This window comes from Pseudomonas sp. P867 (assembly GCF_019891455.1).
In the GTDB taxonomy this organism is placed as follows: Bacteria; Pseudomonadota; Gammaproteobacteria; order Pseudomonadales; family Pseudomonadaceae; genus Aquipseudomonas; species Aquipseudomonas synxantha_A.
This window is the reverse complement of sequence record NZ_JAFLXB010000001.1, coordinates 597779-615291: the sequence shown is the minus strand read 5'-3', so window position 1 is coordinate 615291 and position 17513 is coordinate 597779. Positions and strand designations below refer to the sequence as shown.

The 17513-nt window shown below is 60.4% G+C and carries 16 protein-coding genes; 2 read left to right on the top strand and 14 right to left on the bottom strand.

The genetic code is table 11. The features are described 5' to 3' along the window. Window positions 1–169 precede the first annotated feature (169 nt). Window positions 170–595 carry a DUF4398 domain-containing protein gene (locus J1G33_RS02825; RefSeq protein ID WP_005785519.1) on the top strand — a complete coding sequence of 142 codons (426 nt, stop codon included), beginning with the start codon at window positions 170–172 and terminating at the stop codon, window positions 593–595. 56 nt (window positions 596–651) lie between these two features. Continuing rightward, window positions 652–1437, top strand: coding sequence for an OmpA family protein (locus tag J1G33_RS02820; protein WP_005785517.1), 786 nt, complete (start codon window positions 652–654; stop codon window positions 1435–1437). Window positions 1438–1839: 402 nt separating this feature from the next. Here J1G33_RS02820 and J1G33_RS02815 read toward each other — a convergent pair whose 3' ends face one another. From J1G33_RS02815 to J1G33_RS02750, 14 genes are all read right to left on the bottom strand, one after another. Next, window positions 1840–2196: a hypothetical protein gene (locus tag J1G33_RS02815; RefSeq protein WP_177464400.1), complete on the bottom strand. Its 357-nt coding sequence runs from the start codon at window positions 2194–2196 to the stop codon at window positions 1840–1842. A 125-nt stretch (window positions 2197–2321) separates the two neighbouring features. Next, window positions 2322–2648: a hypothetical protein gene (locus J1G33_RS02810; RefSeq protein WP_017529735.1), complete on the bottom strand. Its 327-nt coding sequence runs from the start codon at window positions 2646–2648 to the stop codon at window positions 2322–2324. Beyond that, the gene (locus J1G33_RS02805) at window positions 2645–3550 is read right to left on the bottom strand and encodes an alpha/beta hydrolase (RefSeq protein WP_032877483.1); all 906 of its coding nucleotides are present in this window, start codon (window positions 3548–3550) and stop codon (window positions 2645–2647) included. Before J1G33_RS02805 ends, J1G33_RS02810 begins: the two co-directional genes overlap by 4 nt. Before the next feature lie 108 nt (window positions 3551–3658). Then, a complete protein-coding gene (locus tag J1G33_RS02800) occupies window positions 3659–4936 on the bottom strand; it encodes a flavohemoglobin expression-modulating QEGLA motif protein (RefSeq protein WP_005785511.1) in 1278 nt (425 codons plus the stop codon). 53 nt (window positions 4937–4989) lie between these two features. Then, window positions 4990–5706 carry a TetR family transcriptional regulator gene (locus tag J1G33_RS02795; RefSeq protein WP_078820451.1) on the bottom strand — a complete coding sequence of 239 codons (717 nt, stop codon included), beginning with the start codon at window positions 5704–5706 and terminating at the stop codon, window positions 4990–4992. Window positions 5707–5790: 84 nt separating this feature from the next. Then, the gene (gene lysS, locus J1G33_RS02790) at window positions 5791–7293 is read right to left on the bottom strand and encodes a lysine--tRNA ligase (protein WP_005785507.1); all 1503 of its coding nucleotides are present in this window, start codon (window positions 7291–7293) and stop codon (window positions 5791–5793) included. 80 nt (window positions 7294–7373) lie between these two features. Then, window positions 7374–8469 (bottom strand): peptide chain release factor 2 gene (prfB, locus tag J1G33_RS02785; RefSeq protein ID WP_098465888.1). Its coding sequence is split into 2 segments (ribosomal slippage): window positions 7374–8396 and window positions 8398–8469, totalling 1095 coding nucleotides; the frame shifts between segments, so codons are not numbered across the junction. A gap of 237 nt (window positions 8470–8706) precedes the next feature. Continuing rightward, window positions 8707–9708, bottom strand: a complete 1002-nt coding sequence (locus J1G33_RS02780; protein ID WP_032877485.1) for a PleD family two-component system response regulator — start codon at window positions 9706–9708, stop codon at window positions 8707–8709. Between the two features lie 52 nt (window positions 9709–9760). After that, on the bottom strand, window positions 9761–10771 hold the full coding sequence (locus J1G33_RS02775; RefSeq protein ID WP_078820447.1) for a chemotaxis response regulator protein-glutamate methylesterase: 1011 nt from the start codon (window positions 10769–10771) through the stop codon (window positions 9761–9763). Further along, window positions 10768–13047: a hybrid sensor histidine kinase/response regulator gene (locus J1G33_RS02770; protein ID WP_223017658.1), complete on the bottom strand. Its 2280-nt coding sequence runs from the start codon at window positions 13045–13047 to the stop codon at window positions 10768–10770. The genes J1G33_RS02775 and J1G33_RS02770 overlap by 4 nt, the downstream gene beginning before the upstream one ends. Next, on the bottom strand, window positions 13044–13745 hold the full coding sequence (locus tag J1G33_RS02765) for a chemotaxis protein CheW (protein WP_032877488.1): 702 nt from the start codon (window positions 13743–13745) through the stop codon (window positions 13044–13046). Before J1G33_RS02765 ends, J1G33_RS02770 begins: the two co-directional genes overlap by 4 nt. Beyond that, a complete protein-coding gene (locus tag J1G33_RS02760; RefSeq protein ID WP_032877489.1) occupies window positions 13742–14998 on the bottom strand; it encodes a protein-glutamate O-methyltransferase CheR in 1257 nt (418 codons plus the stop codon). Before J1G33_RS02760 ends, J1G33_RS02765 begins: the two co-directional genes overlap by 4 nt. Beyond that, window positions 14995–15507 carry a chemotaxis protein CheW gene (locus tag J1G33_RS02755; protein WP_005785488.1) on the bottom strand — a complete coding sequence of 171 codons (513 nt, stop codon included), beginning with the start codon at window positions 15505–15507 and terminating at the stop codon, window positions 14995–14997. Before J1G33_RS02755 ends, J1G33_RS02760 begins: the two co-directional genes overlap by 4 nt. After that, the gene (locus tag J1G33_RS02750) at window positions 15507–17129 is read right to left on the bottom strand and encodes a methyl-accepting chemotaxis protein (RefSeq protein WP_005785487.1); all 1623 of its coding nucleotides are present in this window, start codon (window positions 17127–17129) and stop codon (window positions 15507–15509) included. The genes J1G33_RS02755 and J1G33_RS02750 overlap by 1 nt, the downstream gene beginning before the upstream one ends. Window positions 17130–17513: the final 384 nt, after the last annotated feature.

Sequence of the window (17513 nt, the reverse complement as noted above, 5' to 3'; positions counted from 1 at the left end):
ATTTTTTCAGGCAATTCGCCATATCCGCTGAACTTTTGAAAAAAGCCTCAGGTCACAGCCAGTAGCCATCACTTGTGGAACGGTCGTTTGAACTGGCCTCATGAGCTTTACCGCCGGGCCCGCAACCGATACGCCACGATGGATTTTGATGTTTTTCAGGAGTTATCCAATGGAGTTGAAGACGATGAACACCAGCACCGCCAAATCCTCGTTTAACCACCTGCGCGGGCTCAAATTGGCCGCGCTGGCAATCGGCACCAGCTTCGTTCTGGCAGGCTGCGCCGGCAACCCTCCAACCGAGCAGTACGCCGTGACCCAATCGGCCGTTAACAGCGCCGTGAGCGCTGGCGGTACCGAGTTTGCAGCCGTGGAAATGAAGTCGGCTCAGGACAAGCTCAAAGAAGCTGAAATCGCGATGCACGACAAGAACTACGAGAAAGCTCGTCAGCTGGCTGAACAAGCCGAATGGGACGCCCGCGTCGCCGAGCGTAAAGCCCAGGCTGCCAAGGCTCAACAGGCTGTGAAGGATTCCCAGAAGGCTGTTGAAGAACTGCGTAAGGAAGGCATGCGCCCAGCTGCAATCATGCAGAAGTAAGCCACTGCCCCTTGATTGCATCGCACCTGATATCGAATTGAAAGGACGACACGACTATGCGTAAACAATTGATGATCCCTGCCCTGCTAGCGATGAGCGTTGCCTTGGCGGCCTGCTCCACCCCGCCGAACGCGAACCTGGAAAATGCACGGACTAACTTCTCGGCCCTGCAAACCAACCCGCAAGCCACCAAACTGGCAGCCCTGGAAACCAAAGACGCCAGCGAATGGCTGGACAAGGCTGACAAGGCATACCGCGACAACGAAGACGAGAAGAAAGTCGACCAACTCGCTTACCTGACCAACCAGCGTGTTGAAGTTGCCAAGGACACCATCGTCCTGCGCGAATCCGAAGCCAAGCTGAAAAATGCCGGCGACGAACGTGCCCGCGCCCTGCTGGACGCCCGCGACGCGCAAATCAAGCAACTGCAAAACAGCTTGAACGCCAAGCAAACCGATCGCGGCACCCTGGTGACTTTCGGTGACGTACTGTTCGCCACCAACAAGTCCGACCTGAAATCCAGCGGCCTGGTGAACATCACCAAGCTGGCGCAGTTCCTGCGCGATAACCCGGATCGTAAAGTGATCGTTGAAGGCTACACCGATAGCACGGGTTCCGACTCGTACAACCAGAGCCTGTCGGAGCGTCGCGCAGCTTCCGTGCAACGTGCACTGGCTCAACAAGGCGTGGATATTTCGCGCATCGTGACCCAGGGCTACGGCAAGGAATATCCAGTTGCCGACAACGGCAGCGTTTCGGGCCGTGCCATGAACCGTCGCGTTGAAGTGACCATCTCCAACGACAACCAGCCAGTCAAGCCACGGTCTTCCGTTGCTAACTGATTGATTGTTGCCGGATAAAAAAACCCACCTCGCGGTGGGTTTTTTTGGCTAGGAAAAATTGATTGGGCGATCTGTGTCTTCATCAGGCGGTTTTATCATGCCGGGGTCTTTGCAACCCTGCGCCGAACTGCCTGCCGACTTGTTACGCGCCTGCTCCAGCGCATCTTGTCGTTCTAACGCCTGATGCGCCCTGACCATCGCCAGCATATTGCGTATCGCATCAATATTTATCACCACCGTCCCAGCCCCGCTGTAAAGAAGTCACACCACCGTTTGTGGCGGTTTACGCAATTCAGTTCCAGGCGACTTCTTGAGGAGATACTGTGGTGGCACCGGCACGCCGTGGGCCGGCCACACTCATGCCCCCCCCCAAATCACTGGCAGGCTTTCAAAGGCAGGGGATTAAAACGCGATAGAGCCCGGGCTGTCGCCGCCGCCCACCTGAATCCGGCCTTGGCCAGATGTGCCACCTGGGTCTTTTGCCTCCAGGGCGGCTCTTTCTTCCAACAACTTCTTCAGCTTTTCGAGCAGTTCTTCAAGGCTCTCCCCGCCTCCAGCCCCCTGGGCCCCGCCCGAACCCTGCGAACCTTCGCCGCGCTTGGCTTGAATTTTATCCCGGATGTCCTGAATTAGCTGATCCAGGCCCTGCGAGGGTGCCTCGGAGCCAACTGAATAGCCCGCGCCAACTGAAAGTGAACCGCCGATACCGTCCATAAACTCGTACTCCAGATTAGTTAATACAATGCACTGATCAGACAAGCTGATCAGTCCACGATCTGTGGCAAGCGAGTACAGATGGTTCCAGGCTATATAGATTCGGACAGACCTCGCCTGACTAATCAGGAGACTTGAAGGACGTTTTCATACAACGGTGGTGTTAGGACTCACTGCTGCAGTTGCGGAGTTTCCTGCCCCATGCAACGCACGGCCTGCTTCTTGTTGTTCACCAGCACGCCGCTCAAGCCTTTTTGCTCGGTATCAAACATCACCAACACGCCGTCAACGCACTGCGCCACCTGCGCGGCAGGGGTCAGGGAAATTTTGTAATCCTCCCCCGGCACGGTTTTGAGCATGGTGAAGTCGCTGAGCAGCAACGCGTCTTGCGGCTTGGCGAAGTGCAGGTAGCCGTAATACCACAAGCACCCAACGGTACCGATGATAGTGCCGATGCCGGTGAGGATCAGCGGGATCATGTTGCGTTCTTCACTCATTGCGGGCTCTCTGATGAATCAACTTTAGGAATTGGATAATTCGGAATCTCGCCCAGCCGGCGCAGGCCGTTGAAGTGCTGCGGGTCGTCCAGGTAACGCAGCATGACGGTTTGCCAGGTCTTGTCGGCAAACGTCTGCACATGGCCGCCACGGGTCAGTTGCAACACCCTTGGCGCAGGGGCCACTTGATACAGGCGGATGCCATTGGCCACTGGCACGATGGGATCATCCAGGCTGTGGAACAACAGTTTTGGCACACCGGTCAGTTGGGGCATGGCATTGATTGCACTGTCGGCGTCGGGCACCAGCCACGACAGGGGCACCTGCAACGGCCAGGTTAACCAGGACGTGCTCAGGGCGAATTGTCCTACGTCACGATAACTGGCGGGTACGCCATCCAGTATCAGCGCCTTGAGCTGGGGTTGACGCGCCGGATGGGCCGCCAGGTAATGCACCGCCAGCGCGCCGCCCAGGCTTTGGCCGAGCACAATCAATGGTTGCCCCTGGGTTTCAGGAGCTTTGTCGAGCCAGCTGAATGCTGCGTCTATATCCTGATAGATCGCCGGCAAGGACGGTTTGCCTTGCGAAAGCCCATAGCCGCGATAATCGAGCAACAGCACTTGATAGCCTTGCTCCGGCAACCACCAACTGCCGCCCAGGTGCCAGGCGAGATTACCGCCGTTGCCGTGCAGGTGCAGCACCGTTCCCTTCAGAGGTACGCCGGGTTTAGCTGGCAACCACCAGGCGTGGAGCTTGAGGCCGTCAGCAGTGGTGATAGTGACGTCGCGGTATTGCAGGCGGGCTTTTTCCGGCGTGAAGGGCAGGCCAGGCTCGGGATAGAACAGCAAGGAGCTGCAGCCGTTCAATGTGAGTAGCAGGCATAAAATGCCGAGGATTCTCATCCGTTGAAACCTCGTAGGTGAGTTGAAACCTGAAGTCTTGTGAAGATCCAATGGTGGGAGGGGGCAAGCCCCCTCCCACACGGTGACCCGGTTGCTTCAATGAAATACCTAAAGGATATTGGAGTAATCCGCCTCGATCCGATCCAGGCTCAAGTGGTTGAGGAAGTTGGAAAAACACATCCACGCCGCCAGCGCGTTCATATCGCGAAACTGCTCCGGCAGGTACTTGGGCGGTACCACCAGCCCCTCGTCTACCAGTTGGCGCAGGGTACGCATGTCTTCCAGGGTGGTCTTGCCACAGAACAGCAGCGGCACTTGTTCCAACTTGCCTTTGCGCACGGCGAGCTGGATGTAGTTGTAGACCATGATAAAGCCCTTGAGGTAGGACAAATCCTTGGTAAACGGCAGACCGGTCGGCACTGAACCACGGAACACCCGGCTGGCGTTGCCATAGCTTTCGGCCATTTCAAAGCCTTGCTCACGGAAGAACTCGAACACCTGCAGGAAGTCGGCGCCCTCCTCCACCATATGGATGGCGCGGGTACGGTTGGTCAATTTACGCAAGCGGCTGGGATAGGAGGCAAACGTGATGATTTCCATCAGGATCGCCAGGCCCTCCTGGGTCACGGTGGACGACGGCGGACCCTTGGACAGGAACGTGCAGATTGGCTGGTTCTGGCCATTGAGCGTGGTGCCCACATGCACCAGCCCTTCATGCACTTCCAGGGCGCGCACGTCGCGGTCGTTGAACATCGCGTCGGCGCGGATCTTGATATAGTCGGCGCCCGCCGCCGCATCCGCGACGATACCGTCGGACTCGAACACGCGGATGGTCTCTTCTGCCTCGCCAAACACCTTGTTCAGACGCGTTTGCAGCAGGCTCACCGCATCCTTGGCGGTGAGGGTCTTGGCTTCGTCCTTCAGATCGCCCCGGCCATCGATATTGTTCAGGTAGTCCGACAGCATCAGCCCCAGGTCTGCCAGGGTCGGGTCGCCGGCGTGGAACGCATCGGAGGCAGCGCCGTACAGTTCCTGGGATATCAGGCCAAAGTCCTCGGTGCCGCGCGCTTCAAGCATACGCACCACCATGCGGTATTCGCGGCACATGCGCCGCATGATCTGCCCCACCGGGCTGAACTGGCCCAGGCGGCGGGTGATGTCGCGCTCGATGTTCTGGAACTCCAGCTTCACCGCACTGGAATCGAAAGACAGGGGCCGGTTCAGGTAGTAATCGCGGTCCACGGCAGGCATGGCTTTGCCCTTGGCCTTGAGGAATCCCTGGCGGATGTTCTCGTCCCACTTTACTGCGTCGAGAACCCGGATCGGTGTCTGCGCCAGCACAATGCGATCGGACAAGCTGCGTATCGTCTGCTGGTAATCGTCCACCCGGTGTTTTCCTCTTTAAACGTTGAGCGTTGTCAGGCTTTGCTCGAATGCTGTCAGACCGAGGCCAATACCAGGTGCATGTAACGCTTGAGGATTTCAAGCATCTCTTCACCGGTCAGAGGCTCTGCGCCGCCCAACAGGCCCTGATATTCCATCCGACTGATGATAGCCGTCAACACCTTGGCATCCTGCTGCGGCTCACGGGAGCCCAACACTTGAAAAAACTGCCCGGTGCCCTGCAACAGAATCTGTTGATGGGAGCGCACCAGTTCAGCCAGTCGCGGGTTCAGCAGGGCCTCCTGTCGAAACGCCTGCTCGGCCATCAGGTATTCGCGGCGGTTGGTCAGTTGGCGCAGCACGTAATCGGCGGTCAGCCGGGCAATGTCATCGGCCAGTTGCGCGCGCGACTGCGGGCTGCCATCGCCATAGGCAACCATCTCGCGCAACAAGCCCTCGTTACGCACCCACAGTTTGCCCATGAAGGCCGCGCTGCGCTCGACGTATTGGGCGAAGGTGTCGGTGAGCAGGTCATCGATATCCTTGAAATAGTAGGTGGTGGCCGACAACGGCACACCCGCCTCCGCCGCGACGGCTCGATGGCGTACGGCACGCACCCCTTCGCGCACCACGATGCGCATGGCCGCATCGAGAATGTCCTGGCGGCGTTGTTCGCTGCCGCGGCGGCTGGCCTTGCGGCCCTGGTACTGAACGCTTTCAGCCACGGCAGCAGCAATGCCGGCGGCACCTTCTTGAGCCATTACGCGGTTCACCACACTTCTTCCTTTAAAAGTGACACTGGAATACGCCACATAAAAAAGCCGCCTTATAAAAGGCGGCTTCGGATTTCGCAACGGTTACGCTTGTGGCCGCATGTGCGGGAACAGGATCACATCGCGGATCGATGGCGAGTTGGTCAACAACATCACCAGCCGGTCGATGCCGATGCCTTCACCGGCAGTCGGCGGCATGCCGTACTCCAGGGCACGTACGAAGTCGGCGTCGTAGTGCATGGCTTCGTCATCACCGGCGTCCTTGTCGGCCACCTGAGCCATGAAGCGCTCGGCCTGATCTTCCGCGTCGTTAAGCTCGGAGTAGGCGTTGGCGATTTCGCGGCCGCCGATGAACAGTTCGAAACGGTCAGTGACGTTCGGGTTGTCGTCGTTGCGACGCGCCAGCGGCGACACTTCGAACGGGTACTGGGTAATGAAGTGTGGCTGCTCCAGCTTGTGCTCGACCAGCTCTTCGAAAATCATCACCTGCAATTTGCCCAGGCCTTCAAAGCCCAACACCTTGGCGCCGGCTTTCTTGGCGATGGCGCGAGCCTTGTCGATGTCGTTCAGATCGTCAGCGGTCAGCTCAGGGTTGTACTTGAGGATCGAGTCGAACACCGACAGACGCACGAACGGCTCGCCGAAGTGGAACACCTTGTCGCCGTACGGCACGTCGGTAGTCCCCAGAACAAGCTGCGCCAGTTCACGGAACAGTTCTTCGGTCAGGTCCATGTTGTCTTCGTAGTCGGCGTAGGCCTGGTAGAACTCCAACATGGTGAATTCAGGGTTGTGACGGGTCGAGACGCCTTCGTTACGGAAGTTGCGGTTGATCTCGAACACCTTCTCAAACCCGCCGACCACCAGACGCTTGAGGTACAGCTCCGGCGCGATACGCAGGAACATTTCCATGTCCAGCGCGTTGTGGTGGGTTTCAAATGGCTTGGCTGCGGCACCACCGGGGATGGTTTGCAGCATCGGCGTTTCCACTTCCAGGAAGTCACGCTGCATCAGGAAGCTGCGGATGTGGGCAATGACTTGCGAACGCACACGGAAGGTCTGGCGCACGTCTTCGTTGACGATCAGGTCAACGTAACGCTGGCGATAGCGCTGCTCGGTGTCGGTCAGGCCGTGGTGCTTGTCCGGCAGAGGGCGCAAGGACTTGGTCAGCAGGCGCACGCTGGTCATTTCGACGTACAGGTCGCCCTTGCCGGAACGGGCCAGGGTGCCTTCTGCGGCGATGATGTCACCCATGTCCCAGGTTTTCACCGAGGCCAGGGTTTCTTCCGAGAGGGTTTTACGGTTGACGTAAACCTGGATACGCCCGGTCATGTCCTGAATCACCATGAACGAGCCACGGTTGAGCATGATGCGACCTGCCACCTTGACCGGGATCGCCGCTTCTGCCAGCTCTTCCTTGGTCTTGTCCGCGTACTGTTTCTGCAAGGCATCGCAGTAGTTGTCGCGGCGGAAGTCGTTGGGGAAGGCGTTACCCTTGGCGCGCTCGGCAGCAAGCTTTTCCTTGCGCAGGGCGATCAGGGAGTTTTCTTCCTGTTGCAGGGCTTGCGGGTCGAGTTGTTGGTCGCTCATGTCTTTTGAAATTCCATCACAGGTACGTTTTCCCCAGCCTTCGGCTGGGGATCGCGAGCAAGCTCGCTCCTACAGGGGTGTTACAGGCCGGATTTCAGGCTGGCTTCCAGGTATTCGTCGATATCACCGTCGAGTACCTTGTCGCAGTCGCTGCGTTCGATGTTGGTGCGCAGATCCTTGATCCGCGACGCGTCGAGTACATACGAACGGATCTGGTGACCCCAGCCGATATCCGACTTGGTGTCTTCCAGCGCCTGGGAAGCGGCGTTGCGCTTCTGCATTTCCTGCTCGTACAACTTGGCCCGCAGCATTTTCATGGCGGTATCCTTGTTGGCGTGCTGGGAACGTTCGTTCTGGCAACTGACCACGGTGTTGGTCGGTACGTGGGTAATACGTACGGCCGAGTCAGTGGTGTTTACGTGCTGACCACCGGCACCGGAGGAACGGTAGGTGTCGATGCGCAGGTCGGCTGGGTTGATCTCGATTTCCACCTTGTCGTCGATCTCTGGCGAGACGAAAACGGCGGAGAACGAAGTGTGACGACGGTTGCCGGAGTCGAACGGGCTCTTGCGCACCAGGCGGTGCACACCGATTTCGGTACGCAGCCAGCCAAAGGCGTATTCACCCTTGATATGCACGGTCGCGCCCTTGATACCGGCGACTTCACCGGCGGACAGTTCCATGATGGTCGCGTCGAAACCGCGCTTGTCGGCCCAGCGCAGGTACATGCGCAGCAGGATGTTGGCCCAGTCCTGGGCCTCGGTGCCGCCGGAACCGGCCTGGATGTCCAGGTAGGCGTTGTTCGGGTCCATTTCATGGCTGAACATGCGGCGGAATTCGAGCTTGGCGAGGTTTTCCTCGAGACGGGCCAGCTCGGCGACGACATCGCCCACTGCGCCTTCATCATTTTCTTCGACAGCCATGTCCAGCAGGTCACGGCAATCGGCCAGACCGGTGTTCAGCTCGTCGAGGGTGTCGACGATCTGCGCCAGCGCAGCGCGCTCGCGCCCCAGTTCCTGGGCGTATTCAGGTTTGTTCCAGACACTCGGATCTTCAAGCTCGCGGTTGACCTCGGTCAGACGCTCATGCTTTTGATCGTAGTCAAAGATACCCCCGAATAGTTTCGGAGCGCTCGGACAGGTCCTTGATGGTGTTAAGGATCGGGTTGATTTCCATGGCGGGCAGCACTCGTTGGCGAACTTTTGAAAGCCGGCGAGTATAACGGCAAACGGCTGGGAACGGCAGCCCGCTTGGCCGAAAAGGCGGGGGTTTGTACAGGATCCATAGCCAGATAGCGATCAAATGTGGGAGCTGGCTTGCCTGCGATATCGGTGTATCAGTCGGTACTTCTGTGACAGATGCGCCGCTATTGCAGGCAAGCCAGCTCCCACATAGGGTGCGCGGCGCTTGGGATTACTCGATACCAACCTGATTACGCCCATTATGCTTGGCCGTATACAGCCCCTTGTCCGCCGCCATGATCAACTGCCGGCAGTCCGTGCCCTGCACCGGCGTCAAGGTCGACAGGCCAATGCTGATGGTCAGGCTCGCCCCTTCTGCCGGGGCAATGTGCGGGATTTTCAGGGCCGCCACCGCCATACGCAGTTTTTCTGCCACCAGGCGCGCACCGCCCGGCGAGGTGTTGGGCAGGACCAGGGCAAATTCTTCTCCGCCGTAGCGCGCCGGCAAGTCCGAAGGGCGGCTGCTGGCGTCGCGGATAGCGGCGGCGACTTTGCGCAAGGCTTCATCGCCTTCGACATGGCCGAAGCTGTCGTTGTAGGTCTTGAAGAAATCCACGTCGATCATCAGCAGCGACAGTTGGGTCTGGTCGCGCATGGCACGGCGCCACTCCAATTCCAGGTATTCGTCGAAGTGGCGGCGGTTGGACAGCCCGGTCAGGCCGTCGGAGTTCATCAGGCGTTGCAGCACCAGGTTGGTATCCAGCAACTGTTGCTGGCTGACCCGTAGCGCACGGTAGGCCGCGTCGCGCTGCAACAGGGTCATGTAGGACCGCGAGTGATAGCGGATACGCGCCACCAGTTCGATGTTGTCGGGCAGCTTGACCAGGTAATCGTTGGCGCCGGCCGCGAAGGCCGCACTCTTGATCAGCGGGTCTTCCTTGGTGGACAGCACGATGATCGGGATATTCGCGGTCGCCGGGTGATTGCGGTATTCACGCACCAAGGTCAGGCCGTCGAGGCCGGGCATTACCAGGTCCTGCAGGATCACCGTCGGCTTGATGCGGATCGCCTGGGCAATCGCCTGGTGCGGGTCGGCGCAAAAGTGGAAGTCGATGTTTTCTTCATGGGCCAGGCCGCGCCGCACGGCTTCGCCGATCATGGCCTGATCGTCGACCAGCAGCACCATGGCGGCGTTCTCATCGGTCTTGAAGTCGTCGAGCTGTAAATCATTCATGTGCAGTCACCTGAATTACTACCTGCAAGCCAGCACGGCGGGAGATTTTCGATCATTTTGCAAAGACCTCCAGCAATCGGGGCGCAATTCTATCCAGTGGGCGAATTTCAACAGCAGCATCAATCGCCGCCGCCGCTTTGGGCATGCCGTACACCGCCGAGCTCTGCTGATCCTGGGCGATGGTCAAATATCCTTGTTCGCGCATCAGCTTGAGGCCTTGAGCCCCGTCGCGCCCCATGCCGGTCAGTAGTACGCCGACGGCGTCACCGGTCCAGTAACTGGCGACGCTTTCGAAAAACACGTCGATGGAGGGCCGGTAAATCTCGTTCACCGGCTCTGCGGTATAGGCTAGCGTGCCATTTTTCAACAAGCGAATATGGTGGTTGGTGCCGGCCAGCAATACCACGCCGGCCTGGGGCGGCTCGCCCTCACAGGCCAGGCGCACGGGCAGGCCGGAGGCGCTGCTCAGCCACTCGGCCATGCCGGCGGCGAAGACCTGGTCCACATGCTGCACCAGCACGATGGCGGCGGGAAAATCCCGCGGCAAGCCCTTGAGCAGAACCTCAAGGGCCGCCGGCCCACCCGCTGAAGAACCAATGGCCACTAGCCGTTGACGCTTGCCGGTGACCCGTTGCGGTGGGGGTTCGGCACGCACGCGCGTGCCGCGCTGGCCGATCAACCAACCGATATTGAGGATCTTGCGCAATAGCGGTGCCGCCGCATCCTTGGGGTTGCCTACGCCCAGCGCCGGGGTATCCACCACATCCAGCGCTCCGTGGCCCATGGCTTCGAATACGCGGCTGACGTTGGCCTGGCGGTCGACAGTAACGATCACGATAGGGCAAGGCGTGTCGGCCATGATCTGCCGGGTAGCCTCCACCCCATCCATTACCGGCATTATCAGGTCCATCAGGATCAGGTCCGGGGTCAGCTCGGCACAGCGCCGCACCGCTTCCAGGCCATTGCTGGCCACCCACACCACCTCGTGGGCGGGCTCAAAGCTCAAGGCGCGGCGCAAGGCCTCTATCGCCAGGGGCATGTCATTGACGATCGCAATCCTCATGCCCGGGCGCCTCCAATCAGTTCAACCACGGCGTCGAGCAAGGCGTCGTCATGGAAACTGGCTTTGGCTAAATAATAGTCGGCGCCCGCGTCGAGTCCACGACGTCGGTCTTCTTCACGATCCTTGTAGGAAACCACCATCACCGGCAACGATTGCAGGCGACTGTCACGACGCAAAAGTGTGACCAATTCAATACCGTCCATGCGAGGCATATCAATATCAGTGATAAGCAGGTCGAAGTCCTCGGAGCGCAATGCGTTCCAGCCATCCATGCCATCGACCGCAACAGCGACTTCATAACCACGATTGAGTAATAATTTGCGTTGCAGCTCGCGTACGGTCAGCGAGTCGTCTACCACCAGCACGCGCTTGCGCGGTGCTTCGGTGGCCTGCTGGCTGCGCCGGGCGATACGTTCCAGGCGGCCGGTGTTGAGCAATTTATCCACCGAACGCAACATGTCTTCGACATCGACGATCAACACCACCGAGCCGTCATCGAGCAAGGCCCCTGCGGAAATATCCTGGACCTTGCCCAGACGATCATCCAGCGGCAACACCACCAGGGTGCGTTCACCGATAAAGCGCTCCACGGCAATCCCGTACACGGCATCGCGCTCGCGGATCACCACGACTTTCAGGGTTTGCGAAGGACTCTGCCCCGGTGGGCGCTGCAGCAACTGGCTGGCGGCAACCAGGCCCACATGCCGGCCCTCGAGCCAGAAATGCTGGCGGCCTTCCAGTTGCACAATGTCGTCGGGAGCCAGGTCACACATGCGTTCAATGTGGGCCAGGGGGAAGGCATAGGCTTCTTCGCCCACGTCCACCACCAGGCTGCGCACCACCGACAAGGTCAACGGCACTTCCAGATGGAAGCGACTGCCCTGCCCCGCCGTCTGCTCCAGTACCACCGCGCCACGCAGTTGGCGAACCATGTGCTGCACCGCATCCAGGCCAACGCCACGACCGGACACCTCGGTGACCTTGTCGCGCAAGCTGAACCCCGGCAGGAACAGGAACGTCAGCAATTCCTCTTCGCTCAGGCGCAGGGCAGTTTCCACCGGCGACAGATTACGTTCGACAATGGTGCCGCGCAGCCGCTCCAGGTCGACACCGTTGCCGTCGTCGCTCAATTCCAGTACCAGCAACCCGGCTTGATGGGACGCACGCAGGCGGATCAGGCCTTCCGCCGGTTTGCCTGCCAGCAGCCGCTGCTCGGGCGTTTCGATGCCGTGGTCGACAGCATTGCGCAGTAAATGAGTGAGCGGTGCTTCAAGTTTTTCCAGGACGTCTCGATCGACCTGGGTCTTTTCGCCTTCGATTTCCAGGCGCACTTGCTTGCCCAGGCTGCGACCGAGGTCACGCACCATGCGCACCTGCCCCGCCAGCACGTCGGCAAACGGTCGCATGCGGCAGGCCAGCGCGGTGTCGTATAGCACCTGGGCGCGCTGGCCTGCCTGCCAGGCGTACTCGTCAAGTTCCGCGTTTTTATCCGCCAGCAGTGCCTGAGCTTCGCTCAACAAGCGGCGGGTATCGGCCAGGGCTTCCTGAGTCTCAAGATTCAAATCCAGGTGCTTGAGGTGACCGTCCAGGGTATCGAGGGCGCGCAGGCTGTTGCTTTGAATGCGCTTGAGGCGTTGCATACTGGCCAGGTGAGGCTTGAGCCGCTGGGTTTCCACCAGGGACTTGCTCGACAGGTCCAACAGGCTGTTCAAGCGCTCGGCGGTGACCCGCAGCACGCGCTCGCCACCCTCGGTGATGCGCTTGTTCTGACGCGGTGGCTCACTGCTGACGGGCGGTGCAACCTCTGGCTCTTGCGGCAATGCTTCAACGATAGGCGCCGGAGCAGGCTCGGGCTCAGCTTTTGGCGCAGGCGTAGCGGGTGGCTGCGCCGGGTCAAGCAGACGCTCCATCAACGCCACGTACGCCTGGATATCCAACGGCCCCACGCTGTTGCCTGGCGTGGCGATACGCATCAGCAGGTCAGTGCCTTGCAACAACGCATCAATATGTTCCGGTTGCAGGTACAGACGACCTTCCTGGGCGCTGACCAGGCAGTCCTCCATGACGTGGGCCACGCTGACCCCGGCATCCACGCCAACAATCCGCGCCGCTCCCTTGAGCGAATGTGCGGCGCGCATACAGGCTTCAAGTTGATCCGCCTGCGTCGGGTTGCGCTCCAGGGCCAGCAGGCCGGCGCTCAATACCTGGGTTTGCGCATCGGCCTCCAGGCTGAACAGCTCCAACAGCGAGGCATCACGCATCTGATCGGGGGTCATGCGAGGCTCCGGGTCACGGCGGACAACAATTGCGTTTCGTCCAGCCAGCGCAGGCTGCGGCCTTTGAACTGCAACACACCTTGGGTATAGCGTGCGCTGGCCTGGGTACCGGAGGCCGAGGCCGCGTTCAAGGTGCGCTCATCGATGGCATGAATGCCATCCACCTCATCCACCGGCACGACGATCGGACCGTCCTGGGCGGCAATGATCAACATGCGCGGCATGATCCGCCCGCCACTGGGCACGCTGCTGGTGCTGTCCAGGCCCAGCAGTTCCACCAGCGACAGGCACGCCACCAGCGCACCCCGCACGTTGGCCACCCCCAGCAGCGCACGGGAACGCTGGTGCGGCAAGGAGTGGATCGGTTGCAATGGCGCCACTTCCACCAGGCAGCGGGTGGCGATACCGAGCCATTCTTCACCGAGGCGGAACATCAACAGCGAACGGGTGACCACCTCGCTACCCGCTTCGGCGGCGGCCTGCGGGCGCTGATCATCCTGCTGCAGGGCATAGCGGTCGAGCAGGCGCGTGGCGGCGGCGGAATACACCGAGCAGTTGCGGCAGTGAATATGCTCGTCCAGCAGTGGGCAGGACCTGTCGCCATGAATGCCGATACGGTTCCAGCAGTCATCGATGGCTTGGGTATCGGTCAGCGTCAGGTCCAGGCCTGCGGTGTCGAGCGCGTCAGGGCTGTTCATCGTTCGGACTCACTGTGTGCTCGCTCGCTACGAGCGGCGCGGGCTTGTAGCCGGCGCGCTCCCGCACTGTCGCCCTGGGACTCGAGCAACGCAGCCAGATGCATCAAGGCCTGCGAATGCTGCGGTTCCAAGTACAAGGCTTTTCGGTAATACCCCTGGGCTTCCAGGGCGCTGCCCGCCACATCGCTGAGCAACCCCAACCAGTAGAACACCTGGGCAACCGGCGGGTGGCTGCTTAAATAACGCTCACAGGCGGCCCGGGCCTCGGCACTTTTGCCTTCATTGGCCAGGGTCGCGATCTGGCCGAGCAAATCCCCTGCGTCGGTGTGGGGCACCTTGACCGGCGGCACCTGAGTGCTGACCGTGCTGAACGGACGCGGCTTGAGTGGTATCGGTGCTGCACTGCGCTGCGGTGCTGGCGCAGGCATCGGCACGAATACCGGCGGCGGGGTCTGCTCTATGTGTCGACTGAAGGCAAAGGATTGCGGCACGCCAATCGAACGCATGCCATGGCGCCCCAGCAGGCTGCCCTCGGCCGGGCCGATAAACAGCACACCGTCCACATGAGTCAGTTCCTTGAGCACATCAAAGACTTGCTTCTGGGTCGGCTGGTCGAAGTAGATCAATAGGTTGCGGCAGAACACAAAATCGTAGGTCGGCTCGTTGGCCAGCAGTGTCGGGTCGAGCAAGTTGCCCACTTGCAGACGCACTTGCTCGCGCACCCGGTCGGCGATGCGGTAACCGCCCGTTTCTTCTGTGAAGTGGCGGTCGCGAAATTCGAGATCGGCCCCGCGAAACGAGTTCTTGCCGTACACACCGCGCCGGGCACGTTCCACCGACAGCGGGCTGACGTCCATCCCCTGAACCTTGAACTGATGGGGCGCCAGGCCCGCATCCAACAAGGCCATGGCAATCGAATAGGGCTCTTCGCCAGTCGAACACGGCAGGCTGAGGATGCGCAGCGCGCGCATCTGCTTGATCTCGGCCAGGCGCAGCAGGGCCAGGCGAGCCAAGGTCGCGAAGGATTCGGGATAGCGGAAAAACCAGGTCTCGGGAACGATCACCGCTTCGATCAGTGCCTGCTGCTCGTCGTGGGAATGTTGCAGGAGCTGCCAGTAGGCCTCCGTCGACTGCGCCTGGGAGGCTTGGCAGCGCTGGCGCACCGCACGCTCGATGATCGCCTCGCCCACCGAGGCAACGTCCAGGCCGATGCGTTCTTTCAAGAACGCCGAAAAACGCGGGTCACTGCTCATAGGCTCAACTCGGCGCAAAACAACAAGGCGCGTACTTCAGCGCTCAGCAGCTCGGCAATGCCAATCCACTGCATCAAGCCCTGTGCATCCTCGCGTACCGGCCCCAGGTAGGGCGCCTGCTGGTTGTCCACGCCATAAGGCTGGAACTCGGCGGGGTCGCAACGCAGGGTATCGGTGGCCTGCTCCAGGATCAGCCCCAGCCCACGCGCTTCACTCCAGGGTTGCGGCTGGTAGTTGACCAGCACCAGCCGCGTGCTGGTGCGAGCCTGGGCCGGGGTGCCGAACGTCAGGGCACTGACATCGATTACCGGCACCAGCGCGCCGCGATGCGCAAAGATACCCGCCACCCACAGTGGTGCATGGGCGATGGGTTTGAGCGGCAGGCGCGGCAGCACCTCCGCCACTTCGGTGGCCTTGAGGGCAAAGCGTTCGTTGCCGATGCGAAACACCAGGAACAACGCCGTTTTCGCTGCCGGGACGGCGACGCGTTTAGCCGCGAGATCGCTCATCAGACTTTGAAACGCGACACGCCACTGCGCAGACCCACCGCGACCTGGCTCAGCTCATCAATGGCAAAGCTGGCCTGACGCAGGGATTCGACGGTCTGGCTGCTGGCATCGCCCAATTGCACCAGCGCGTGGTTGATCTGTTCGGCGCCGGTGGCCTGGGCCTGCATGCCTTCGTTGACCATCAACACCCGCGGCGCCAGGGCCTGTACCTGGTGGATGATCTGCGACAGTTGCTCGCCCACTTGCTGCACTTCGAACATACCCCGGCGGACTTCCTCGGAGAACTTGTCCATGCCCATCACGCCCGCCGACACCGCTGACTGGATCTCACGCACCATTTGCTCGATGTCGTAGGTTGCCACGGCAGTCTGGTCGGCCAGGCGGCGCACTTCGGTGGCCACCACGGCAAAGCCGCGACCGTACTCACCAGCTTTCTCCGCCTCGATGGCGGCATTGAGAGACAACAGATTGGTCTGGTCAGCCACCTTGACGATGGTCACCACCACCTGGTTGATGTTGCCGGCCTTCTCATTGAGGATCGCCAGCTTGGCGTTGACCAGGTCGGCGGCGCCCATCACCGAGTGCATGGTCTCTTCCATGCGTGCCAGGCCCTGCTGGCCGGAACCGGCGGCCACCGAGGCCTGGTCGGCGGCGGTGGACACTTCGGTCATGGTACGCACCAGGTCCTTGGACGTGGCCGCAATCTCGCGGGAGGTGGCGCCGATTTCCGTGGTGGTGGCTGCGGTTTCCGTGGCGGTGGCCTGTTGCTGCTTGGAGGTCGCGGCGATCTCGGTGACCGAGGTGGTGACCTGCACCGACGAACGCTGCGCCTGGGACACCAGGGCAGTCAGCTCGGTCATCATGTCGTTGAAGCCGGTTTCGACCGCGTTGAATTCGTCCTTGCGCTCCAGGTTCAGGCGCTTGCTCAGGTCGCCGGTACGCATGACTTCGAGGATCTGCACGATACGCTGCATCGGCGCCATGATCGCGCGCATCAGCAACAGGCCGCACAGCGCCGCGGCGAGAATCGCCAGCAGCAGCGAGACGCCCATGCTGACCTTTGCCGCTGCTACGGCATCATCGATGGCAGCGGTGGCATTGTCGGCGACCTGTTTGTTCTCATTGATGATGTCGTTGAGCTTCATGCGGCCTGCGGTCCAGGCGGGGGTCAGTTGCTCGTTGAACAGCCTCAGCGCCTCGGCCGGGTTGTTGCTCTGATGAGCCGCCAGGACCTGGGCAAGAATGGCGTTGTAGTTCTGGTGCAGTTTTTCGAAGGCATCGAATTCGGTGCGATCCTGGGTGATATTGATCGTGCCCGCGTAACTGGCCATGTGCTGCTCAAGCCGCGCTTCGAATGACTTGTAGTCCTGCTTGTCTTCCTCGGAAATGCCCTGGTTCTCGTGGATCCCGACCAGTTCCTGGGTTTGCAGGTAGCTGTCGACCCAGGCACTGCGGATCATCGAACTGAAAAACACGCCGGGCACGGCGTCGTCGCGCACGGAGTTTTCGCTGGCTTCGATCTTGAGCAGGCGCGAATAGGAGAGCACCACCATCAGCAGCATGATGGCGATAATTACCGCAAAGCTCGCCAAAATCCTTTGGCGCAGGGTCCAGTTCTTCACAGTAATTCCTCGCAGGGGCATTCAAATGGAGGGGAGTATAGCTGAGCGGATGCTCGGGTTTATCAACGCTTTTGAGGGGGGATCCACAGAATGCGTAAGTGGGATGGGTGGTACGTGTGCCTAGGGAGATCCAACTGATGGGCCGCAGTTCAAATGTGGGAGGGGGGCTTGCTCCCGATGGCGGTCTTGTAGTCGACCGGGATCTTGGATCAGACCGAGTACATATCCATTGCTGCGGTAACGGTTGCTATTGGTTCCGCTTTTACAGCGGGTCACTTTTGGAAAAGAGCCCGGAATGCCGGCCCAGCCAAAAGTAACCAAAAGGGCTCTTGCCCCACCACTCGGCACCTCGCTTAGGCTCGGTGTGCCCGTAATCCGCCATGG